This is a genomic window from Pedococcus bigeumensis (assembly GCF_039531795.1).
Classification (GTDB): domain Bacteria; phylum Actinomycetota; class Actinomycetes; order Actinomycetales; family Dermatophilaceae; genus Pedococcus; species Pedococcus bigeumensis.
The window spans coordinates 846,373-868,819 of record NZ_BAAAQS010000003.1; the positions used below are offsets into that span (position 1 = coordinate 846,373).

Here is a 22,447-nt window from a genome sequence, read left to right on the forward strand (position 1 = left end):
CCGGCCTGCCCCCGGTGGAGTCGCGGTCGAGGACCGGACCCGCGGGGATTCGGGGCATGGACCGCATGTGTAGCGACGACCTGACAGCCGGGCAGCGCATCACGGCGCCCCATCCCTAGCGGGCGTGCCTACGTAGTCGGGCGAAGGCCCTTGGGCAAAATCCTCCAGCCATGCCGCTTTCCCGCGGGTCCAGCATTGCCTTCGCCGCCCCGTCGCATTCGGTCCAGTCAGCGACCTGTTCGTCGCCGATCAAACCCCGACCTGACCGCCCGCTACCTCACGCCGCCCGTCTGACCGACCAAACGCGCTTCACACGTCTGGCACCAAGGTGTGGGGCTCGTGGTTCCGATGGTGCCCCCGGAGTCGCGTTGGCGCGGTGTGACAATGTCGATCAGACGGATGACTCTGGGTGCCGGCTACCGGTACCTGATGTCATCGGTCGCCCGGCGGGACGAGACCGGCCCGGCTGGCGGACTCACTGCGTACTACGCCGCCCACGGCACCCCACCCGGACGGTACCTCGGCTCAGGCTTGGCTGGCCTCACGGGCGGGGCAGGCGTCGAGTGCGGGTCGGTGGTGACCGAGGAGCAGCTGTGGCGGATGCTGGGGATGCTGCAGGACCCGGTCACGGCGGAGCAGCTGGGACGTCCGCCGACGGGACCGGGGATGGTGTTCGTCGACCATCTCGGCCGGGTGCGCAAGGCGCGCCAGTCGGTGGCAGGCTTCGACTTGACCTTCTCTGCGCCCAAGTCGGTGTCGGTCGCCTGGGCGCTCGCCGACGAACCCACTCGCGCCAGGATTCATGCGGCCCACTGGCGCGCCTTGGAGGCGGTCATCGCCTATGGCGAGTCCGAGGTGTTCGCCACCCGCACCGGCCATGGCGGCGCGATCAGTGAGGACGTGCGCGGCGTGGTCGCGGCCGCGTTCGACCATTGGGACTCCCGTGCCGGCGACCCCCAGCTGCACACCCACGTGGTCGTGATGAACAGGGCCCAGTCCGCGGTTGATGGCCGGTGGCGGACGCTTGATTCGAAGGCGTTGTTCCGGGCGGTAGTGGGGATGTCGGAGCTGTACAACGGGCTGCTCGCCGACGAGCTCACTCGCGAGCTGGGGTGGGCGTGGGTGCCCGAGGCGCGGCGCCGCTCAGCGGAGCAGAAGTGGGAAGTGGAGGGCGTCCCGAAGGGGCTGCGGGCTGAGTTCTCTCAGCGCACCACCGCCATCGAACGCGCCAAGGACGACCTCATCGACGAGTTTGCCGCCTCGCACGGGCACCAGCCCACGACCCGTGAGGTCATCCAGCTGCGGCAGCAGGCCACCCTCGCCAGCCGAGGCGACAAGCACGTTCGCCCCTTGAACGAGCTCGTCGAGACCTGGCGCGAACGGGCCGCCGATTTCATAGGGACCGACCAGACGTCGTGGGTGAACCAGTTGGCCGGCCGACACCAGCAACGGCTGCTGACCGCAACCGATCTGGGGGAGGGGATCCTGGCCGACACCGCCACGCTCGTGCTGGCCAAGGTCGCCGAGAAGCGGGCCACGTTCACCCGGGCGAACCTGGTCGCCGAGACGCACCGACAGTTTCATGGAGTCCGGTTCGCCACCCCCGGCGACCGCATCAACGTCGCGGAACGGACCGCGACCCTCGCAGCCGACAGGGCCGTGAGGCTCACCCCAGTCGCGACCGAGCTCCTGCCCGCGCACCTGCTCCGGCCAGACGGCACGAACAGGCTGCGGGCCCGCAACAGCGAGGTCTATGCCACCCGCGAGATCCTGGACGCGGAGGCTCGCCTGCTGACCGCTGGGCAGGCGGCCGACGGTCCGGTGGTCCACCCACGGGTCGCTGCCAAGCTGGCCCGCCTGGTGGCCCCAGGGCGGGAACACCTGTTGTCCGCGGAGCAGGTGCATGCGGTCGCCGCGGTCGTCACCTCTGGGCGCAGGCTTGACGTGCTTGTCGGGGCGGCGGGGACGGGGAAGTCCACCACCATGGCCGGGGTCCGCGCCGCGTGGGAAGCCACCTTCGGGCCCGGGTCGGTGATCGGGTTGGCGCCGTCGGCGGCAGCCGCGGAAGTGCTGGCGGACGCCGTCGGCGTCCCGACCGAGAACACCGCGAAGTGGATCAGCGAGAACCACCGCACCCCCGAACGCGAAGTTCGCCTGCGCCAGTACGCCACCCGGCTCGCCGGCGCCTACCCCTGCGTGGCCACCCGTCAACTGCAGCAGCAGGCCGCGGCCGAGCGGGCGGCACACGCCCGGTGGACCCTGCGGCCCGGTCAGCTGGTCATCATCGACGAAGCCTCCATGGCCGCCACCAAAGACCTCGACCACATCACCGCCATCGCGTCCCGGGCGGGGGCGAAAGTCCTGCTGGTCGGGGACTGGGCACAGCTGTCCCCAGTGCAGGCGGGCGGCGCGTTCAAGCTGCTGGCCGACGACCGCGGCGACGACGCCCCGACCCTGCACGACGTACGACGGTTCCGCCACGAATGGGAACGCGACGCCACCCTCCAGCTGCGCGCCGGGAACCCCGCCGCGGCAGACACCTACCTCCAGCACGGTCGAGTCGAGTCGGGTGCGCGGGAAGACATGCTCGACCTGCTGTTCGACTCATGGCTCACCGACACTCTCGCGGGTCGATCATCGCTGATGATCTCCACCGACGCACAAAGCGTTGGGGATCTCAATGCCCGTGCCCGAGCCCACCGAGTGTCCACAGGTGACGTCGCTGGCGGCAGTGTCACCACCGCCGACGGGACCACCATCGGGGTCGGCGATGTCATCGTCACCCGGCTCAATGTTCGCGCCCTTGCAAGCGGGCGAGGCTGGGTCAAGAACGGCGACGACTGGATCGTCCGCGAGACAGGGGACGACGGGTCGATGCGAGTCGCAAGGACGGAGACCGGGGAGACTGCGATCCTGCCCGCGGACTACGTCGCCGACCATGTCGCGCTGGGGTACGCCACTACGGCGCACCGCGCCCAGGGTCGCACCGTCGACACCGCCCACGCCTACGTGAGCGCCAGCACCATGCGTGAGCCGCTGTACGTCATGGCCACCCGCGGGCGCGAATCCAACAGGCTCTACGTCGACACCGCCCACGACCCTGATCTCGCCACCAGCCATGGCTCCATCGGTCCCGCCCCTCCCGCAGACGTGCTCCGCACCGTCATCACGACCTCAGGCGTCGACACTCCCGCCACCCACGTCCGACGGGCCGAACAGGCGCCCCAGTGGCCGACCTCGCGGATCGAACCACGAGGAACGACTTTCCCAGCACGCGAAGGCCCCTGAGGCGATGGCGAGCGCGGCGGCATCCACCCCGCCGTGCAACATCTCGTGCAACATCTCTCGGCTATTACGGGTCAATCGCGGTCATTGGCGGGCAGTCGACCCTTCCATCGGAGTGTCGCCGGATCCGTAAAGCCGCAGGTCAGAGGGCTCTGACCTGCGGCTTCGGGTGGTGGCCAGGGGCGGGGTCGAACCGCCGACCTTCCGATTTTCAGTCGGACGCTCGTACCAACTGAGCTACCTGGCCGTATCGCACGTCCGTGGCGGCGGACATGCGATCGCGGCGGCCTCGTGCCGTAGCCCGGGGGACCGTCGCGACTGGAGGATCATAGCCGATCGTGGGGGCTATCTCACACCCGGGTGCATTCGCGGAATACCCGCGTGTGCAAACGAAGTTGCGCTGGACATGAAGGCAATCACCTACGCCGAGTACGGCGACCCCGACACCCTCCAGCTCACCGACGTGGCCGATCCCAAGGTCGGTCCCGGTGAGGTGCTGATCCGCGTGCGCAGCGCGAGCGTGAACCCCGTCGACTGGAAGGTGGCCAAGGGCTACCTCGACGGCCTCATGGTCGTGAGCTTCCCCGCGATCCCGGGCTGGGACGTCGCCGGAGTCGTCGAGGCCGTCGGCCTCGACACCCCCGAGTGGTCGGTGGGCGACGAGGTCATCGCCTACGCCCGCAAGGACTGGGTGCAGGGCGGCACCTTCGCCGAGCTCGTCACCGCACCCGTGCGCACCGTCGCCCGCAAGCCGAAGTCGCTCGACTGGCACCAGGCCGCCGGCCTCCCGCTCGCCGGCCTCACGGCATACCAGCTGCTCGCGCGGCTGGGGCTCAAGGAGGGCGAGACCGTGCTGGTGCACGCCGCCGCGGGTGGCGTCGGCCTCCTCGCGGTCCAGATCGCCAAGGCGCTCGGCGCCCGCGTGATCGGCACCGCCTCCGAGGCGAACCACGAGTTCCTGCGCGGGCTGGGCGCCGAGCCGGTGTCGTATGCCGACGGGCTGGCCGAGCGCGTGCGTGAGCTCGCCCCCGACGGCGTGGACGTCGTGGCCGACTTCGTCGGTGGTGTCCTGGAGACCACCCTGGCGGTCCTCAAGGACGGTGGGCGCCACGGGTCGATCGCTGACGGGACCGTGGCCGAGGCCGGTGGCATCTCGGCGTGGGTGCGTCCCAACGCGGACGACCTGACCGCCCTGGGCGACCTCGCCGACGACGGCAAGCTGACCGTGCCGGTCGCCGAGGTGTTCCAGCTCGCCGACGTGCCGAAGGCGTTCGAGCTGAGCCAGACCGGCCACGTGCGCGGCAAGATCGCCATCGAGGTCAGCACCGACTGAGGTTCGGGTGCCTGAGGCGGCGCTGCTGGCCCGTCCCAGGCACCCGACCTCCGGTCGTGGTACCGGAACATGCCGAAGGGCCCGCACTCTCGTGCGGGCCCTTCGTGTGGGGCGACCCCGACCGGGCTCGAACCGGCGACCTCCGCCGTGACAGGGCGGCGCGCTAACCAACTGCGCTACGGGGCCTTGGTGGTGCTGTGTTGCGTATCCCCAACGGGATTCGAACCCGTGCTACCGCCGTGAAAGGGCGGGGTCCTAGGCCGCTAGACGATGGGGACCAGTTCAACGGCCCCCCGCCGTTTAGCGCCAGGCGCGGATCCGTCGAGGACTCGCGAAAGCATACGGGCAGACTGCCCGGATAACCAAAACGGCCCCGGGCGCCCGATCCGGCCAGCTCCCCGAGCCCGATCCAGCCCGGCCGTGCGGGTCGGTCGTGCGGGTCGGTCGCGCCGTGGGCCGGGGACCGGTCAGGCTCGCGCCTCGCGCAGCGCGGCCCGCACCAGGTCGACGGCCGCCGACTCGCTCAGCCCGGCCCGTGCGGCCCGGATGGCGTACTCCGCGGCGCTGCGGTTGAGGGCGACATCCAGCGGCTGCGAGCCGGCCGCCACGACCGTCCCGGCCCGGCGTCGGGTGGTCACCAACCCCTCGGCCTCCAGCTCCTTGTAGGCGCGGGCGACGGTGTTGACCGCCAGCCCCAGGTCGGCGGCCAGTGCGCGCACGGTCGGCAGCCGGTCGCCCTCGGCGAGGCTGCCCCGGGCGATGAGACCCGCCAGCTGGGCGCGCACCTGTTCGTACGGCGGCTCGGCCGCCCCCAGGTCGATGGTGACGAGCAGCTCGCTCACGCGTCGGCCTTGACGGCGTCGGGGGCGGGCGCGGCCTCCTGGCGGGGGAGGCGCGGGCTTCCCACCCCGAGCGCGCCGAGGGTCAGCAGGAGCAGCGCCAGGCCGATCGCCGTCGCCGCGAAGCCGAGGTCCTGCACCCAGTCGAAGGGCGGCTGGGGGCTGCCTGCGTCGTTCATGCGGAGGTTCTGGGTCACGCTGTTGACCGTCGCCCCCATGGTGAGCCAGAGGCCCGCCGCCGTGCTGAGGGAGCCGACGGCGGCCGGTCGGAGCACCCGCACCATGGAGGCGCCGCGGACGGCTTCGTCGAGGGCCTCGTGGCCCGGGCCGAGGGCTGGCCGCGCGTCGACCCGGGCCCAGGCCAACCAGGTGGCCAGGGCCAGCACCGCGACCGCGATCCCGACGGCCACGGCGTAGGACGAGCCGGGGTAGGGGCTCCCCGCGGCGGTGACCTCGGTGGTCCTGCGTGCGAAGGAGCGTCCGTCGGGTGCGGCCGTCAGGCTGCCGATGACGAGGGCCGCGACGGTGGCGACCAGTCCGACCCCGACCAGACGGGGCAGCCACGCCGGGGAGGTGGCGCGCCGACCCCCGAGGCTCGCCGTGCGCACGACACCGGTGGGGCGTGGCCAGGTGAGCTCCGCGACGGCAGCGGTGAGGACGGCGACGCTGCAGCCGAGCGCGGGCAGCGTGGCGAGGCGGAGGTCGAGGGTGAGGCTGCTCGCCAGTCCCAGCCAGGCCAGGGTGGCGGCGAGCCCCGCGACCCCGGTGGCCGCCGAGGCGGCCAGCGAGCGCGCCTGTGCGGCGCGCGCCGCCCCCTGCGACTGCAGGGTGTCGACCAGCCGGATCGCCCCGGCGACGAGGATCCCCAGGACGACGGGCATGAACAGCAGTCCGGCAACACCGACGACCATCACGACTCCTTTGTATCAATGACTTAACTCATTAAGACATTGATGTCGGGGAGTCGTCAAGCCCTTTCGGTCATGTCGCGGCAGCCACCCACTCCAGCAGCCGCTCGACGTCCCAGGTGGTGACGATCCGGTCGGGGTCGATCCCGAGGGCCTCGGCGCGTTCGCAGCCGTAGGCCTTCATCTCCAGCTGACCGGGCGCGTGGGCGTCGGAGTCGATGGCGAAGAGGCAGCCGAGGTCCATCGCCAGCCGGATCAGCTCGTCCGGGGGGTCCCGGCGCTCCGGACGGCTGTTGATCTCGACTGCCGTGCCGTGTTCCGCGCAGGCCTCGAAGACCGCCTGGGCGTCGAAGTCCGACTGGGGTCGCTTGCCGCGGGACCCCTCGACGAGCCGACCGGTGCAGTGACCGAGGACGTTGACGCGCGGGTTCGACACGGCCGTCACCATCCGCTTGGTCATCGGCGCCCGGTTCATCCTGAGCTTGGAGTGGACGCTCGCGGTGACCAGGTCGAGACGGCCCAGCATGGTGTCGGTCTGGTCGAGGGCGCCGTCGTCGAGGATGTCCACCTCGATCCCCTTCAGCAGCCGGAACTGGCCGTCGAGCGAGGCGTTGACCGCCTCGACGATGGCGAGCTGCTTGGTGAGCCGCTCGGCGGTGAGGCCGTTGGCGACGCGCAGCTGGGGGGAGTGGTCGGTGAGCACCAGCCACTCGTGGCCGAGCTCGACCGCGGTCAGCACCATCTCCTCGATGGGACTCCCGCCGTCCGACCAGTTCGAGTGCGAGTGGCAGTCGCCCTTGATCTGCGCGAGCAGCTCCCCGCCGCCCTGGGCGAGGGGCTTCGCCTTGCCCTGCAACGACGCCAGGTATGCCGGGAGCTCACCGTCGAGGGCCTCGCTCACCACCGCTGCGGTGGACTTGCCGATGCCGGGGAGGTCCTGCAGCGTCCCGGCCTCATGACGGCTCCGGAGCTCCTCCTCGGCCGTCTCACGGACCGTGACGACGGCCTTGCGGAAGGCCTCGACGCGGTAGGTGCCGGCCCGTTCACGCTCCAGGAGGAAGGCGATGCGCCGCAGGGCCTCGTCGGGCTCGACGGGGGCGGTGAGGGGTTCGACGGCGGCGACCACGCGGTCGAGTCTAGGGCGGGCGCCGAGGGCCGCCGTGAGCCGTCAGCCGTTGAACTGCGCCCGCATCATGAGGTCCCACAGACGCGCGCCGCCGAGGGTCCGGGTGGCGATCAGGGCTCGCGCCGCGGGGGTCACGACGTAGCGCGGCTTCGGGTGGCCGGACTCGATCGCCCGCCGGACGACCTTGGCGACTGACTCCGGCCCGGCGGAGATCATCCGGTTGCCGTAGCCGCCCCGGGTGTTGCTGGCGCTGGAAGCCAGCAGCGCGGCATACGGCGAGCTGCCTTGTGCCGCAGCGGCGCCGGAGCTCAGGGCGGTGCCCTCGAAGCCCGTGCGGATGAGCCCCGGCTCGATGAGGCTGACGCCGATGCCGAACCTGCGGACCTCGTTGCGCAGCGCGTCGCTCAGCGCCTCCACGGCGTACTTGGTCGAGTGGTAGTAGCCGCCGACGGGGAAGGTGAAGCGGCCACCCATCGAGCCGATGTTGACGATGCGCCCCTCGCCCGCGTCGCGCATGGCGGGCAGGACGAGCTGGGTCAGCCGGGCGAGGCCGAACACGTTGGTCTCGAACATCGTCCGGACCTTCTCGAGGTCGGTCTCCTCGATGGTGCCGTACTCGCCGTAGCCGGCGTTGTTGACGAGTGCGCCCACCCGGCCGTGCTCCGCCTCGATCGACTTCACCGCCACCGACATCGACTCCTCGGAGGTGACGTCGAGGGCAAGGGTCCGGGCACCGCTGGACGCCAGCCCGGTCAGGGTCTCGGGGCGGCGGGCGGTGGCGTAGACGATGTGTCCGGCGTCGAGCAGCGCCTGCGCCGTGGCGAGGCCGATCCCCGACGAGCAGCCGGTGACGAGGACGGGGCCGGTGGGGGCCGGGCTCACGACTGGCCGCGCGGTCCGTTGGACCGGTCGTTGCGTCGGTCGTACAGCCGCTCGACCCCGGCATAGGCGAGCCAGCCGACGGCCAGCGCGATGATGAACGCGAACCACGAGCTGAGGTCGGGCAGCACCGCCGCCATTACCTCGCGCACGATGACGATCGTGCAGACGGCGACGATGATCGGGGCGAACGCGGCGATGCCGGTGGGGCGGTTGCCGGGGCTGCCGCCAGAGGTCGGGCTCATGCGGCCAGTCTGCCCCACGAGCCGACCGTTGAAGGTCAGAACGTGTAGCGGACGACCTCGTCACCGTCGCGCACGACGACCGAGGACCGGTCGAGGTGGAGCAGGGTGAGGGTGTGGTCGGACGCCACCTGGCCCCGGACGTCGCCCGACCGGTCGTCGAGCAGCTGCAACACCGTGACCGTCCTGCCCCAGCGAAACGGGTTGGTGGGCAACGACTTCCGTGACGCAGTGGCAGTCAGCCCGCCTCCTCGCGCCACGACCTGGCCGTTGCTCCGGTCTGGAGCCGAGGCGACGGGCTTCCCGGTCGCGAGGTCGAGACGGGCGGTCGTGGACGGCCAGGTGACGGTCGCGACAGTCGGGTCGCGGGGGTCCGTGGAGAGCCGTGGTGGCTCGGACGTGGGGCAGCTCGGCAGCACCCGGGTCCAGGCCGCGTCCGCACTGACGTAGGCGGCGATCACGCACCTGCCGTCCTGCACCACCTCGGTGACGACCGGCCCGTCGGGGAGCGCGACGAACGACCGTCCGGGCTGCAGGGCTGCCCGCCCGCTCGCCGGGTCGGTCACCAGGACGCCTCCGCCCGCACTGGTCGCGTCAACCCGCGGCAGCGGTCCGGAGGGCAGCGGCTCACGCCGGTCGACGCCGGTGGACACCCAGCTCTCCCTGCCCTGGGCGTCGAGACCGACGAGTCGGCAGCGGCCCGTCGCGGGACAGGCGAGGACGATCGTGCTGCCACCGCTGGCCGCCACGGGCGCGACCGTATCGCCGGCCGCGGCCCGCCAGGTCCAGCGGGCGGTGGCATCGAGCCTCGCCGAGTCGACCCGTCCGGGGCTCGCGATGACGAGCCGGTCATCGGCCACGTAGGGCACCCCTCCACGGACCGAGCCGAGCGTGACCGTCTTGCCGGTGTGCAGGTCGAGCGCCCTGTGGTCGCCGCTCAGCACGGCCCGTCCGGCGACCACCCGACCGTCGACGGCCCGAGTCGACCAGTCGCCCTCGACCCCGGTGGTCCTCGGCGAGAGGAGGAAGGACGTCACCCCGAGCGCGACGAGGAGGCAGAGCGCGGCGGCCACGGCGAGACGCCACCACCGCTCGCGCAGCAGCTGCTTCACGAGTCCCGGGTGTGACGAGCAGCGTTGCCACGCGGGCGGATCCGCACGGCCGGGATCGGGGGCGCCGGCAGGTGCTGGACGTCACCGGCATACCCCTCTACCTCGCCGAAGCGCGCGGAGTGGGCCATCCACTCGTCGCGCGCGGCGACGATGTCCTCGTGGCTGCGCCCCACGAAGTTCCACCACATGACGATCTCCTCGTCGAACGGCGGGCCGCCGAGGAGCAGCGCCCGCGCCGGTTCGTCGGACGTGTTGGCGAGCACGAGGGTGTGGGTGTGGGTGGGGAGGTAGGCCATCGCGCTGCGAGCAGTGGCCGTGCCGTTCACGGTGAGCCCCTCGCTGTCGGCCAGCACCCCGTGCTCGTATGCCGGGTCGAGAGCGAGCTCGACGCTTGCACCGGCGTCGACGGTCACCTCCGCGCCGAGCAGGGGCGTGAACGTCTCGACCGGGGAGGTCTGGCCGGCCAGGCTGCCGAGGAAGACGCTGAGGGTGGCGCCGTCCAGCCGGATCGGCCGGGGCTCGTGGTGCTGGAAGTCCTTGGGGGCGTTGCGATGCGCCTCCGGCAGTGCGACCCAGAGCTGGGCCCCGTGCAGGACGGTGGTGCCGGGCGTGGACACCTCGGAGTGGGCGATGCCGAGACCGCCGGTCATGAGGTTCACCGCGCCGGGACGCACCAGGGCGTGCGAGCCCAGGCTGTCGCGGTGCTCGATCTCGCCGGTGAAGAGCCAGCTCACCGTCTGGAGCCCGCAGTGCGGGTGGGGCGGGACGTCCATGCCACCGGTCGCCCCCACGTCGTCCGGGCCGTAGTGGTCGGCGAAGCACCAGGCGCCGATGAGGGAGCGCTGCCGCTGGGGGAGGGTGCGCCGCACGGTCATCGCGCGGGGGCCGCCGAGGGGCACTTCACGCGGCTCGAGGACCTCCACGCCGTCGGTGGGTGGCGTCGTGGGGCAGACGGTCTCCTGCGGTTGCGTCTCGACGTTGCTCACGAAGCCAGTGTCGCACCGCCGGTGTGGTTGTCTGGGGGAGCATCGAGCAGTCCCCCACGACCCGCGGAGCCCAACCCATGAGCAGTGCCCACGCGGTGTCCGACGTCGCCGAGTCGACCCAGTGGGAGCGAGTGGGGGGCACCTGGCTGCGGATCCACCGGTTCACGCCCCAGCCCGTCGAGCGCGTGTCCCGGAGCGCGGGCGACCCGACCCGACCGGGGATGGCGGTGCTGGTGCCTGGTCTCGGCCTGCCCCGCTACCTGATCCCGCTGGCTCGCCACCTGGCCGCCCAAGGGCTCGAGACCGTGCTGCTCGACGCCCTGGCCTGGCGCGGTCGTGGCGGTTCAGGCGCCGGGCGCGGCCAGCGGGCGGTCCCCACGATCGCGGGACTGTCGGAGCTCGCCGCTGCGTGGCTGCGCCGCCAGGAGGAGGGCCCGGTCATCGTGGTCGGCCACTCGACCGGCTCGCAGGTCGCCCTCGAAGCGGTCCTGAGGGTCCAGCGGACCCGGCTCGCCCTGGAGCTGGTGATGGGCGGGCCGACCTTCACCCCGGAGCAGCGCCGGCTGCGCGGTCTGGTTCCCGCTGCGCTCACGGCCTACCTGAAGGACCCTCCGAGGGAGCTCGTGGTGCTCAAGGACGTCGCCCGGGTGCGCACCGACCTCGCGCGCATCGTGCAGTCCGGCAGGCGGCACCCGACCGACAAGAGGGTGGGGCTGCTGACCGTGCCCCTCACCGTCACGGCCGGCGAGGCGGACTCCTTCGCCCCGCGCGACTGGCTGGACCTGCTCGCGCGCCGGGCCGGCGACGCCAGCCGTGCGGTGGTGTTGCCGGGGTCGCACAACAACCCCTTCGCGCACCCCGAGGAGTTCGGCGCCCTGGTGCTCGAGGCGCTGGAGCGACTCCGACTGGCGTGAGGGCCTCCGACTGCATGAGCGACTCCGACTGGCCTGACCGACTTCGAATGGGTTGACCTGCTTCGGCCGGGTGGGACGGGTCCTCGCCCCGGGTGCAGCCGCCTGTCGCAGGCCTTAGGTCCCTGTGGGGGATCGCTGACCGGGTGCTCTGGTGGAGGGGTTCGGCAGCTCGCCGTTCACCGGTGCCTTACCGGAGGCGCCGGACCTGGAGAGGACCGCACATGACCCGACCAACCGCACTGAAGGCCGCCGTCGGCGCGACGGCCGCCCTCGCCCTGGCGATGATCCCCCACGCAGCAGGGGCAGCAACCGCAGACAACACCGTCCAGGCCGGCCTCACCTCCGTCCGCTACGTGGAGCACCCGTTGGGGTTCGACGCGCACGTCACCGACCTCAGTGACCTCGGGCTCGTCGTCGGGGAGAGGGACGGCCACGCGTTCAGCTGGAGCGCCCGCACCAAGCTGATGACCGATCTGGGCGGTGCGCGCTCGGTCGCAAACGGGGTGAACGACCTCGGCCAGATCGTCGGCTCCTCGGGCTTCGGACTCGTCTCGCACGCCGCGCTCTGGAACCGCGGTAGCCAGCAGCCGATCGACCTGGGCACGCTGGGTGGGAACTACTCGACAGCCTGGGCGATCAACAACTTCGGGGTCGTCGTCGGTGACTCCGACACCGCCGACGGAATCAGCCATGCCTTCCGGTGGGACCCCCGCAGCCGCCGGATGTCCGACCTGGGCACCCTCGGTGGGGACTTTTCGTCGGCAAGTGCCATCAACGACCTCGGCCAGATCGTCGGTTGGGCCCGCACGAGCCAGTTCCTCGGCCACGCGTTCCGCTGGGACCCGTGGTCCAGGCGCATGCACGACCTGGGCGTCCTGCCGAACAGCGTGGTCTCCTTCGCGACGGGCATCAACAACCGGGGTGAGGTCGTCGGCTACACCAACAACGTGGGGGACTTCACCGACCGCACCTTCCGGTGGGACCCGAGGACCGCGCGGATGTCCAGCCTTCCCGGGGTGCCGGACGTCTACAGCCACGCGACCGGCATCAACGAGCTCGGCCAGGTCGTCGGCTACTGGGACGACCAGCTGGGGCGAGCGACCCCGTTCGTCTGGAGCCCGGTCCGTCGCAGCCCTGTCGCGCTTCCCCTCCAGGCGGCCGAGCCGTACTCGACCTACTCCACGGCCCTGACCATCAACAACCTGTCCTGGGTCCTGGGGCTCGACGGCCAGCCTGTCCTGTGGATCCCCACCCGAGCCGGAGGGTGAGGATCGCAGCGACACCGTCCTGGCGGGCGGTGGGGATGACGACTTGGTTAGGTAAGCCAACCCTAATATAGTTGTCGCGTGTCTCTCGCGTACGCCACGGACAGCGCCAGGTGGGGGGTCGACCCGGGTCGACCCCCCACTGCTCGACCTCGGGTCCGCTTCCTGCAGCGGCTCGAGGAGTGGGGCGACCGGCCGTGCGTCGTCGACCCGGGGGCTGGCCTCACCTACGTCGACCTGGCTGCTGCCGTGCGGGCGGAGGCGGAGCGGCTCTCGGGCACTCGCCAGCTGGTCCTCATCGCCGCCGAGAACACGGTCGACTGGCTGGTCACCTACCTGGCCGCCCTGAGCCGCGGGCACGTCGTGCTGCTCGCACCCGGCGACCGCCCTGAGCACGTCGAAGGGCTGGCCCGGCTCTACCGTCCGGGGACGGTCGTCCAGCGGCGCGACTCCGGCTGGACCATGCGGGCCCAGGACGACCCGCCGGAGCACGACCTGCACCCCGACCTCGCCCTGCTGCTCCCGACCTCGGGCTCGACGGGCTCCCCCAAGCTGGTGCGGCTGTCGCACGACAACCTCGACAGCAACGCGAGCGCCATCGTCGAGGCGCTCTCGCTCAGTGACCGCGACCGCGCGATGGCCACGCTCCCGGTCCACTACAGCTACGGGCTGTCCGTGGTCCACAGCCACCTGGCGTGCGGGGGCAGCCTCGTCCTGAGCGACTACTCCGTGGTCGACCCCTGCTACTGGGAGCTCGTCCGGCAGTCGGGAGCCACCGGCCTGTCGGGGGTGCCGCACACCTACGAGCTCCTGGAGAGAGTCGGCGTCGGCGAGCTCGACCTGCCCGGGCTGCGCACCCTGACGCAGGCCGGTGGCGCGCTCCCGCCCGCGACCGCAGCCCGGTTCCGGGCGCTCGCCGCGGAGCGCGGGTGGCGGTTCTCCACGATGTACGGGCAGACCGAGGCCACCGCGCGGATGGCGGTGCTGCCCCCGGCGCTCGCGACCACGCACCCCGACGCGGTCGGGGTCGCGGTGCCCGGCGGGGCCTTTCGCGTCGAGCCCCTCGACGACCAGGGAGCCGGCACCCCCGGCCTCGATGGGGTCGGCGAGCTGGTCTACACCGGCCCCAACGTGATGCTCGGCTACGCGAGCTCGCCGGCCGACCTGGCGCTCGGACGGACGGTGCACGAGCTGCGTACCGGCGACCTGGGGACGGTCGACAGTGAAGGCGTGGTGCGGGTGGTCGGTCGCCGCAGCCGGTTCGCCAAGGTGCTCGGCCTGCGGCTGGACCTCGACCACCTCGAGCGCGACGTCGGTGACGACGGCAGCCCGGTGCGGTGCGTCGACCTCGACGGTCGGCTCGGCGTGGTGACCCCGCGCCCCGACCACGCCGAGGCGCTGCTCGCCGTCGTGTCCGGGCGACACGGCCTCCCGCGCACCGCGGTCGTGGTCCTCGACGGGTGCGAGATCCCCATCCTGTCCACGGGCAAGCCCGACTACGTCGCGATGCGCAGCCAGCTCGAGGCCGTCAACGACGTGGACACCGATCGGGCCGACACCAGGGGAGCCGACCGCTGCACCCTCGTCGTCGGCCTCTTCCGCGAGCTCCTGGGGCGCCCCGACGCGAGCGCCCGGACCAGCTTCGTCGACCTCGGCGGCGACTCACTCTCCTACGTCGAGGTGTCCGTCCGACTGGAGGAGGTCCTCGGGACGCTGCCTGTCGACTGGCAGCGGCTCAGCCCCGACGAGCTGGCGGACGCGGGCTCGACGCGGCCGGCACCCGGCCGCCGACCTCGCTGGCGTCGGGTGGAGACCAACGTCGTCATCCGGGCGCTCGCGGTGGTCCTCATCCTCGCCAACCACACGAAGCTCGCCGAGCTGCCCGGAGGGGCCCACACCCTGCTCGTCATCGCCGGCTACAACCTCGCCCGCTTCCAGCTCACCGGGCGACCACGGCGGGAGCGGGCGACCAGGATCGTGCTCGGAGCGTTGCGCATCTGGGCCCCGAGCGCGCTGTGGATCGGGCTCGTCGCCCTCGTCGTCGGCACCTACGACTGGCGCAACGTCCTCATGCTCAACCAGGTCCTTGGCGACTGGGCCCGCTGGGGTCCGCACTGGCACTTCTGGTTCGTGGAGGCCCTCCTGGCGCTGCTCCTCGGGTCTGCCCTGCTCTGCCTCGTGCCGGGCTTCGACCGGCTGGAGCGCCGCCACCCCTTCGCCGTGCCGATGGTCTTGGTGGGGCTCGGCCTGCTGACCAGGTATGCCGTGGTGTTCCCCGATGCGGGCCCCTACCGCGGGGCCAACGCGCTGGTGCTCCTCTGGTTGTTCGCCACCGGTTGGGCGGTCAGCCGGGCCACGACGACCTGGCAACGCCTCCTCGTGTCGGCGGTCCCCGTGCTCACCCTGCCCGGGTTCTGGCCGACCATGCCGGGTCGCGAGGCCACGATCATCGCGGGCGTGCTCGTGCTGGTCTGGGTCCCGACCCTCCCCGTGCCGGCCCGGGCCGTCGGCGCGCTGTCGGCCGTCGCGTCCGCGTCGCTGTTCGTCTACGTGACGCACTTCGTCGTCTACCCGCACGTGATGCCCGTCAGCTCGGGCCTCGCAGTCCTGGCCTCGCTCGCGGTCGGGCTCGCCTACTGGAGGGCCTGGGGCTGGGTCTGCGGCGTGACGAGCCGGCTGGTCCGCGCGGTCGGGGCACGCGGGCGCGAAGGGCACCCGGTCGGGGCGCCAAGGCGCCCGATCGGGGCGACCTGCGCGCGTCGAGCCTCAGTCCGGGGCCGGTGGCGTGCCGGCCTGACCGCCGACGAAGGCGCGCACGGGCCCGACCACGTCCACCGACACGGGAGTCCCGGCAGCCCAGGCCTCCGACCCGTTGACGCGGGCCGTGACGCGCAGGCCGTGCCGGCCGTCCCCGTCGACCAGGTCGAGGGTGACGAGGGCGTCGTGGCCGAAGTAGGTCGTGGAGACGACCTCGGCCCGCCGACCGCCTGACCGGCCTTCCGGCGCCTCGGCCAGTCGCAGCTGCTCCGGGCGGACGAGGACGTCGACCGACCCTTCCGGGGCCCGGCCGTCGAGCGCGAGGGCCCCGAGTGCGCAGTCCACCCGGTCGCCGCGCACGACTCCACTCACGAACTGCGCCTCGCCGAGGAACTCCGCCGAACGGCGGTCCGCGGGCGCGGCATACACCTGCACGGGAGTCCCGACCTGGGAGAGCCGACCGTCGTGCATGATCGCCACCTGGTCGGCGAAGGACAGCGCCTCCGCCTGGTCGTGCGTGACGAGGACGACCGTGACCCGCTCGTGGTGGAGCGCCTGCGCCACCGCCTCCCGCGTGGCGGCGCGCAGGCCGGTGTCGAGGGAGGAGAAGGGTTCGTCGAGGACGACGAGACGCGGTCGGGGGGCGAGGGCGCGGGCGATGGCGACGCGCTGCTGCTGCCCGCCCGACAGCTGGTCGGGGCGCCGGCCCATCAGCCCGGTGTCGAGCCCGAGGAGGCGCAGGAGCTCGGCGACCCGCTCGGTGTCCTTGCGTTCGGACCGGGGGAGGCCGAAGGCCACGTTGTCGGCGATCGTCAGGTGCGGGAAGAGGTTGCCCTCCTGCGCCACGTAGCCGATCCGCCTGCGCTCCGGGGGCGTCCACGCCCCGTCGCCGGCCACCGTCTCGTCGTCGAGGAGGACCGTCCCGGCAGTGGGCGGCTGGAACCCGGTGACCACCCGCAGCAGGGTCGTCTTGCCACAGCCGGACGGACCGAGGATCGCGGTGGTCGAGCCCGTGGGGACGACCAGGTCGATGCCGTGCAACACCTCGTTGCGCCCGTAGGAGGCGCGCACGCCGCGGACGAGAAGCGTGGTCACAGGTCGGGCTCCTCATCGGAACGGTGCAGCAGCAGGTAGGTCACGGGGGTCGACACGAGGATGAGTGCGGCGGCATACGGCGCGGCGCCTGCGTAGTCGATGCTCTCACTGGCGCTCCAGAACGCCGTCGCGAGGGTGCGCACGCCGGTCGGGGCGAGGATCAGCGTCGCGGTCAGCTCGGTGGAGACCGCGATGAACACCATCGCGAAGCCCGCCAGCGCACCGGGGAGGGTGAGGGGGAGCAGCACTCGCGTGAAGGTGCGGACAGGGCCGGCGCCGAGGGCGCGGGCCGCCTGGGTGAGCTCCTCCGGAGCGTGCGCCATCGAGGCGCGGATGCTCACCATCGCGCGCGGGATGAAGAGGATCGCGTATGCCGCGACGAGCACGATGCTGGTCTGGTACACCGGTCGGGCGTAGCGGATCGTCAGGGTGACCAGCGCGAGGGCGACCACGACCCCGGGGAGTGACGAGGCGACGTAAGTGGCTCGCTCGGTGAGGATGCTCAGCCACGACCTGCGCCGGCTGATGAGCCAGGCGACGGGGAAGGCCGCGACGACGGTGAGCAGGCCGGCCACGAGCGCCAGGCCGACCGTGTTGCCGACGGTCACCAGCCAGGTGCGGCCGTCGAAAGTGGGGTCTCCGGCGGCGAGCCACCGGGCCAGGCTCGCGATCGGGACTCCCAGCGCCGCCGTCGTCAGGCCGGCCATGAGGACGAGCGAGGGGCCCTGCCAACGGCCCAGCGTCGCGCGCACGGGACGCCGAGCAGCGCCACGACCCACTCGCGCCTGCCGGCTCGTGCCGCGCAGGAGCTGGTCGGCCGTGAGCAGCCCGAGGCACAGCGCCATCAGGACCAGTGCGAGCAGGCTCCCGGCGCTGTCACTGAAGGCGACCTGGAACTGCTCGAGGATCGCGGTCGTGAACGTCGGGAAGCGCAGCATCGCCAGGACCCCGAACTCGGCCAGCAGGTGCAGTGAGACCAGGAGCATCCCGCCGAGCGTGGCGTGGCGCAGCTGGGGCAGCACGGCCCGGGTGAAGGCGCGCCACGGCCCCAGCCCGAGCGACCGAGCAGTCTCCTCCACCGTCGGGTCGAGGCTGCGCAGGGCGGCCGACACCGGGAGGAAGACGAACGGGAAGTAGGACAGCGTGGTCACCAGGACCGCGCCGCGCAGGCCCTCGAGGTCGGGCCGGACGGTGATCCACGCGTAGCTGTTCACGAAGGCCGGGACGGCGAGTGGGCAGACCATGAGGACCCGCCAGACCCGGGCTCCCGGCAGGGCGGTCCGCTCGACCAGCCATGCGGTGGTGATTCCCAGCAGGGTCGTGGCCGTCACCGTCAGGACCACCAGGGCCGTGGTGTTGCCCAGGAGCTCGGCCACCCGCGGACGCCAGAGCAGGGCGCGCGCCGCGTCCCACCCGACGTCGATGCTCGCGGCCACGACCACCCCGAGCGGCAGCAGGCACAGGGCCGCGACCGCGAGGCTCGTGACCACGACCGGGACGGGGGAGGTCGTCCCCCTGACGGAGCGGGCCACCTAGAGGATGCCCGCCTTCGTCATGAGCTCGATGACCTTGGGTCCGTTGAGCTTGGACGGGTCGAGGTCGGGAGCCTGGAGGGACTCGAGCGGCTCCAGGGCCGGGTCGGACGCGACGCCGTTGCCGACGGCGTACTCCTTGGCGTCACTCGTGGCGAGCAGCTTCTGGCCCTCGGGGCCGGTGACGAACGCCAGGAACTTCTGGGCGTTGGCAGCGTGCTTGCTTGCCTTGAGGACGGCGCCGCCGGACAGGCTGACGAACGCGCCGGGGTCCTGGTTGCGGAAGTAGAGCAGCTTGGTGTTCTTGCTGCCGGCCTTGGTGAGCGCCTGGTCGCGATACCAGTAGTAGTGGTACATGATCCCGACGGGGACCTGTCCGGCGTTCACGGCCTTCATCACGGCGATGTTGTTCTGGTAGATCTTGCCGCCGTCCTTGAGACCCTTGAGCCAGGCCGCCGCCCTGGCCTCGCCCTCGGTCGCGACGATCGCGGAGACGATGGCCTGGAAGTCGGCGCCACCGGCAGCGGCGCCCCACTTGCCACTCCACTTCGGGTCCTGCAGGTCCATGATCGACTTCGGCAGCTCGGCCTCGGTGATCTTGCCTGGGTTGTAGACCAGCACCGTGGAGCGAGCCGCGATGCCGACCCACTGCTTGCTGCTCGGGGCGTAGTCCGGACCGACCTGGGCCAGGGTGGTGGGGTCGATCGTGGCGAGGAGCCCCGCGTCCTGCACCGTGGTCATCGCCGGGGAGTTCTCGGTGAGGAAGACGTCGGCGGGCGACTTGGCGCCCTCCTGGACGATCTGGTTGCCCATCGAGGAGTCGTTGCCGTAGCGGATCTGGACGTCGATCCCGGTGTCCTTCTTGAACTTCTCCGCCCAGGCCTGGGTGAGGTTCTCGTGCTGCGCGCTGTAGATGGTCAGCTTGTCGGGGTCGAGGTTCTTGCCTGCTTCGAGGGTGCCGTCGGCGCACGCCGTGAGGGCCACCATGCTCACCACGCCGAGTGCAGCGAGGATGGAACGTCGAAGGGCCACGTCAGTTCTCCTGGGTTCGTCCGGCGACGCGTCCTGCGTCGACAAGGGAAGCCTTACCTAACTAAAGGTTACAGCCTCGCGAGCGGGCGCCACGACCGCCTCCGCGGGACCCCGCCGGGCTCGCCCTCGCCTTCGAAATCGGGAGGCGATCGGGGTCGCGGACTCGGCAGGATGGCGGTCATGCTCTCCGACCTCTGGCCCACCTTCGGCCTGACCCTGTCCACCGCACGGCTCGTCCTCAGGCTCCCCACCGAGGCCGAGCTGCCGGCCCTGGCCCGGGTGGCCGCCGACGGTGTGCACGGCGAAGGGGAGCGCCCGTTCCTGACCCCGTGGACGGAAGGCACCCCGCAGGAGCGGGCCCGCTCGGTGCTGGGCTCGTACTGGGACGCCCTGGCCTCGTGGTCGTCCGACTCGTGGCGACTCGGACTGGGGGTCTTCCTCCGCACCGGGGAAGCGCTCGGCGTCGCCAGCCTCCGGGCCGCTGACTTCCGGGTGAACCGGGAGGTGACGACGTCGAGCTGGCTCGGGGTCGCCTGGCAGGGCCAGGGCTACGGCACCGAGGCGCGGACCGCCCTGCTGACGCTGGCCTTCGACCACCTGGGCGCCACGGACGCCACGAGCGAGGTGTTCCAGGACAACCACAGGTCGCAGGGTGTGTCCCGCAAGCTCGGCTACCAGCCCGACGGCATCTCCCGCGATCGGCGCGGTGAGGAGGTCCTCGTCTCCGATCGCCTGCGCCTGACCGCGGAGGGGTGGAACGCGAACACCCGGAAGGGCGAGGTGCGGGTCTCCGGGGTGGAGCAGGCAGTGCCGATGTTCATCGGAGAACCCGATGGCCGGCCCTGGACCAGCTGAGCTCCCCCCTGCCCCCCGGCTGAAGTCTCGCCTGACCTCTCGCCTGACCTCTCGCCTGAGCTGCCGGCTGAGCTCCCGCCCAGGCGGCCGCCGGTGGACGTCTGACGATGCGGCCCAGATCGCACAGGCCGTCGGGTGGCGTCGGTGACCTTGTCCCCTAGCCGCATCTGGAGGTCGCAGCAAGGCTCGGTAGGGAGACGAGGAGATCGACGAGATGAGGCCTCCCGCCGCGACCCGGCGAACCACACCCGCACCCGCACCGGAGCGTCGCCGCACGACGATTCGCTACCTGGCAGCCGCGGTGTCCTGCACGGTCGGAGGGCTCTACCTGGTCCTGTTGTTCCTGGTGCAGGACGCGGAGTCCGGCGCGGCCGAGACCACGGCCGGGAACACCTACGGGGCGTACCTGTACCTGGGGCTGACGTACCTGCTCGGCGCCGGACTCCTGATCGCGGTTGACCGGTGGCTGGTGTGGGTCGTGGGTGTCGCCGTGCAGCTCACGGTCATCGTCCTGTTCGTGATGTTCGGGGCTGGTGCCTTCGGACCCGGTCAGGGCGTCTTCGACTACGACGCCTTGAAGGAACTTCACATGGAGCTCTGGGCGGCAGGGATCACCGGCGCAGAGTCCTGCTCGGCCTGCTGTCGTACCTCACGTTCGCCCCGCCGCGGATCCGCGGCGCGAGCGCAGGGTGATCGGCGGTGCTCAGCCTGCGCGCGAAGTGGGTGGGTGGTGGGCCCCGTGGGACTCGAACCCACAACCTACGGATTAAAAGTCCGCAGCTCTAACCATTGAGCTAGAGGCCCCGGCCGGCCACGCGGCATACCCACCGCTGTGCCGAACCGGCCACAGACTAACGGCTGGCCGGCACCGCGACCCACGGCGATCGGAACCCGCTCGGAACCCGGGCCGTTGGCCCGACATGAGCACCCTCACCTGTCCCAAGTGCGGATCCGACATGCGCAACTACGAGCGCAACCAGGTCCACGTCGACCAGTGCACGGGTTGCGGCGGCCTGTTCCTCGACCGCGGGGAGCTCGAGGCACTCGTCGCCGCCGAGAACGCCTGGCACCAGCCGCCCACCGCCGCAGCCGCCCCGCCACAACAGCAGCAGGGTGCCTGGCAGCAGCAGCCGGCGCAGGGCTACGAAGCGCCTTACCGCGCCCCGTCCCAGGGTCAGTACGGCGGCCAGCACGGCTACGGTCAGCGTCGGAAGAAGTCGTTCCTCAGCGAGCTGTTCGACTGAGCCGGTCCGAGTCGGGCCCGACTCGGCGAATCGACTACGGCGAATCGACTACGGCGAGTCGTCCTGGGCGATGGCGACCCCCGCGATGCGACTCGACCGATTGGAATCGGGCGATGTGAGTCAGCCGGGTCGTCCGGGCTGTCGTCGGTGCCGCCTGAGAGACTGGTCCCGATGAAAAACGAGCCCAGTGGTCGTCCCGGTCCGCGCCGTCCCGCGTTCTTCAGCCCCACGGCGATGGAGGCGCAAGGCGGCACGGTCCCCGACCCTGCGCAGGTGACCGAGATCGCCCACGAGACGGCAGCGGTCCTCGTCGGCACCGGCCGCGCCACCGACGACCCCGCGCTGACCGCCCGGCTGGTCGCGCTGGTCGACGAGCTCGGTCTGTCGACGGTCGCGGAGCTGTGGGCCGACCGCCCGCCACGCAGCCTGCCCGGCGCGCTCTGGCGCCTTTACGCGTTGCGGGAGTGGGTGCAGCGCAGCCCCGAGGAGGCGAGCGCCGACTACGCGGCGGGCATCCGCTTCACCGACGTCAACCACGCCGTGGCCGGGGTCGCTGAGCCGCCCGGTCCGGCCGAGCTGCGCGAGCTGACCGACTCGATCCTGCGCGGGGTGTTCTCGGGCGACTTCGCGGTGGCGCTCCAACGCGCCGCCGCGTTCTGCCGCGTCGTCGCCGCCGGTCGCGCCGACCGGGCGCACACCACCGAGGTTCAGGACCCTGAGGCGGCCAGCGCCCAGACCCGCCGGGCCGCTTCCATGCTGTCGACGGCCGAGGACCTCGAGGTCGGCGCCCGCCTCTGGCACATCGGCGAACTCATCTGAACGGGCCCTTGCCGACAGGCAAACGTGGCTCACGGGGAACAACATCGCGGCCACCCGGGTTACAGTCGGACGTGCGTCGGGCCGCGGTAGCCCCGGGTCCCAACTGAAGCCGCTACGAGCGGCCACGCGCCGTGAGGCGCTCCCGGCCCGACGCGCACACTGTTCATCTCCGCGTCACCTCGGTCGGTCGCTTCGGTATGCCGCCTGCTCGCGTCGCTCGGTCG

Annotated in this window: 17 protein-coding genes, 4 tRNA genes and 1 pseudogene; 8 read left to right on the top strand and 14 right to left on the bottom strand. The window is 71.8% G+C overall.

All coding sequences use genetic code 11. From position 1 onward, the window contains the following. Positions 1-384: 384 nt before the first annotated feature. Entirely contained in the window at positions 385-3,288 is a 2,904-nt protein-coding gene (mobF, locus tag ABD262_RS14565) for a MobF family relaxase (RefSeq protein WP_344137593.1), read from the top strand. A gap of 167 nt (positions 3,289-3,455) precedes the next feature. Here mobF and ABD262_RS14570 read toward each other — a convergent pair. Then, a tRNA-Phe gene (locus tag ABD262_RS14570) sits at positions 3,456-3,532 on the bottom strand. 159 nt (positions 3,533-3,691) lie between these two features. On the opposite strand from ABD262_RS14570, the gene ABD262_RS14575 reads away from it, so the two are divergent. Further along, positions 3,692-4,618: an NADP-dependent oxidoreductase gene (locus ABD262_RS14575; protein WP_344137596.1), complete on the top strand. Its 927-nt coding sequence runs from the start codon at positions 3,692-3,694 to the stop codon at positions 4,616-4,618. A gap of 112 nt (positions 4,619-4,730) precedes the next feature. Here the strand turns inward: ABD262_RS14575 and ABD262_RS14580 are convergent. From ABD262_RS14580 to ABD262_RS14620, 9 genes are all read right to left on the bottom strand, one after another. Further along, positions 4,731-4,804: transfer RNA gene (locus ABD262_RS14580), tRNA-Asp, on the bottom strand. A 19-nt stretch (positions 4,805-4,823) separates the two neighbouring features. Continuing rightward, positions 4,824-4,896, bottom strand: a tRNA-Glu gene (locus tag ABD262_RS14585). 189 nt (positions 4,897-5,085) lie between these two features. Further along, the gene (locus tag ABD262_RS14590; protein WP_344137599.1) at positions 5,086-5,460 is read right to left on the bottom strand and encodes a GntR family transcriptional regulator; all 375 of its coding nucleotides are present in this window, start codon (positions 5,458-5,460) and stop codon (positions 5,086-5,088) included. Then, the gene (locus tag ABD262_RS14595) at positions 5,457-6,368 is read right to left on the bottom strand and encodes a hypothetical protein (protein ID WP_344137602.1); all 912 of its coding nucleotides are present in this window, start codon (positions 6,366-6,368) and stop codon (positions 5,457-5,459) included. Before ABD262_RS14595 ends, ABD262_RS14590 begins: the two co-directional genes overlap by 4 nt. A 70-nt stretch (positions 6,369-6,438) precedes the next feature. Next, positions 6,439-7,491, bottom strand: a complete 1,053-nt coding sequence (locus tag ABD262_RS14600) for a PHP domain-containing protein (RefSeq protein ID WP_344137605.1) — start codon at positions 7,489-7,491, stop codon at positions 6,439-6,441. Positions 7,492-7,533: 42 nt separating this feature from the next. After that, entirely contained in the window at positions 7,534-8,373 is an 840-nt protein-coding gene (locus ABD262_RS14605) for an SDR family NAD(P)-dependent oxidoreductase (protein WP_344137608.1), read from the bottom strand. Further along, positions 8,370-8,615 (bottom strand): hypothetical protein, encoded by a 246-nt coding sequence (locus ABD262_RS14610; protein ID WP_344137612.1) that lies wholly within the window; start codon positions 8,613-8,615, stop codon positions 8,370-8,372. Before ABD262_RS14610 ends, ABD262_RS14605 begins: the two co-directional genes overlap by 4 nt. Positions 8,616-8,650: 35 nt before the next feature. Beyond that, positions 8,651-9,724, bottom strand: a complete 1,074-nt coding sequence (locus ABD262_RS14615; RefSeq protein ID WP_344137615.1) for a hypothetical protein — start codon at positions 9,722-9,724, stop codon at positions 8,651-8,653. Then, positions 9,721-10,710 (bottom strand): pirin family protein, encoded by a 990-nt coding sequence (locus ABD262_RS14620; protein ID WP_344137618.1) that lies wholly within the window; start codon positions 10,708-10,710, stop codon positions 9,721-9,723. Before ABD262_RS14620 ends, ABD262_RS14615 begins: the two co-directional genes overlap by 4 nt. 77 nt (positions 10,711-10,787) lie before the next feature. Between ABD262_RS14620 and ABD262_RS14625 the strand changes: the two genes are divergently transcribed. From ABD262_RS14625 to ABD262_RS14635, 3 genes and pseudogenes are all read left to right on the top strand, one after another. Next, the gene (locus ABD262_RS14625; protein ID WP_344137621.1) at positions 10,788-11,624 is read left to right on the top strand and encodes an alpha/beta hydrolase; all 837 of its coding nucleotides are present in this window, start codon (positions 10,788-10,790) and stop codon (positions 11,622-11,624) included. Between the two features lie 221 nt (positions 11,625-11,845). After that, the gene (locus ABD262_RS14630; protein ID WP_344137624.1) at positions 11,846-12,892 is read left to right on the top strand and encodes a hypothetical protein; all 1,047 of its coding nucleotides are present in this window, start codon (positions 11,846-11,848) and stop codon (positions 12,890-12,892) included. A 78-nt stretch (positions 12,893-12,970) separates the two neighbouring features. Beyond that, positions 12,971-15,478: pseudogene (locus ABD262_RS14635) on the top strand (AMP-binding protein); the annotation flags it as partial. 177 nt (positions 15,479-15,655) lie between these two features. Here the strand turns inward: ABD262_RS14635 and ABD262_RS14640 are convergent. From ABD262_RS14640 to ABD262_RS14650, 3 genes are read right to left on the bottom strand one after another with little or no spacing between them, the layout of a single operon-like run. Then, entirely contained in the window at positions 15,656-16,741 is a 1,086-nt protein-coding gene (locus tag ABD262_RS14640; RefSeq protein WP_344137627.1) for an ABC transporter ATP-binding protein, read from the bottom strand. Continuing rightward, on the bottom strand, positions 16,738-18,273 hold the full coding sequence (locus ABD262_RS14645; protein WP_344137629.1) for an ABC transporter permease: 1,536 nt from the start codon (positions 18,271-18,273) through the stop codon (positions 16,738-16,740). The genes ABD262_RS14640 and ABD262_RS14645 overlap by 4 nt, the downstream gene beginning before the upstream one ends. Next, entirely contained in the window at positions 18,274-19,305 is a 1,032-nt protein-coding gene (locus ABD262_RS14650; protein ID WP_344137632.1) for an iron ABC transporter substrate-binding protein, read from the bottom strand. Between the two features lie 180 nt (positions 19,306-19,485). Here ABD262_RS14650 and ABD262_RS14655 point away from each other — a divergent pair, with 180 nt between their 5' ends. Beyond that, positions 19,486-20,160, top strand: coding sequence for a GNAT family N-acetyltransferase (locus ABD262_RS14655; protein WP_344137635.1), 675 nt, complete (start codon positions 19,486-19,488; stop codon positions 20,158-20,160). Positions 20,161-20,888: 728 nt separating this feature from the next. On the opposite strand, the gene ABD262_RS14660 is transcribed toward ABD262_RS14655, so the two are convergent. Continuing rightward, positions 20,889-20,964: transfer RNA gene (locus ABD262_RS14660), tRNA-Lys, on the bottom strand. A gap of 116 nt (positions 20,965-21,080) precedes the next feature. Here ABD262_RS14660 and ABD262_RS14665 point away from each other — a divergent pair. Next, complete coding sequence (locus ABD262_RS14665) at positions 21,081-21,404, top strand: TFIIB-type zinc ribbon-containing protein (RefSeq protein ID WP_344137638.1); 324 nt, start codon at positions 21,081-21,083, stop codon at positions 21,402-21,404. Between the two features lie 171 nt (positions 21,405-21,575). Continuing rightward, a complete protein-coding gene (locus ABD262_RS14670; RefSeq protein ID WP_344137641.1) occupies positions 21,576-22,223 on the top strand; it encodes a hypothetical protein in 648 nt (215 codons plus the stop codon). Positions 22,224-22,447 lie beyond the last annotated feature (224 nt).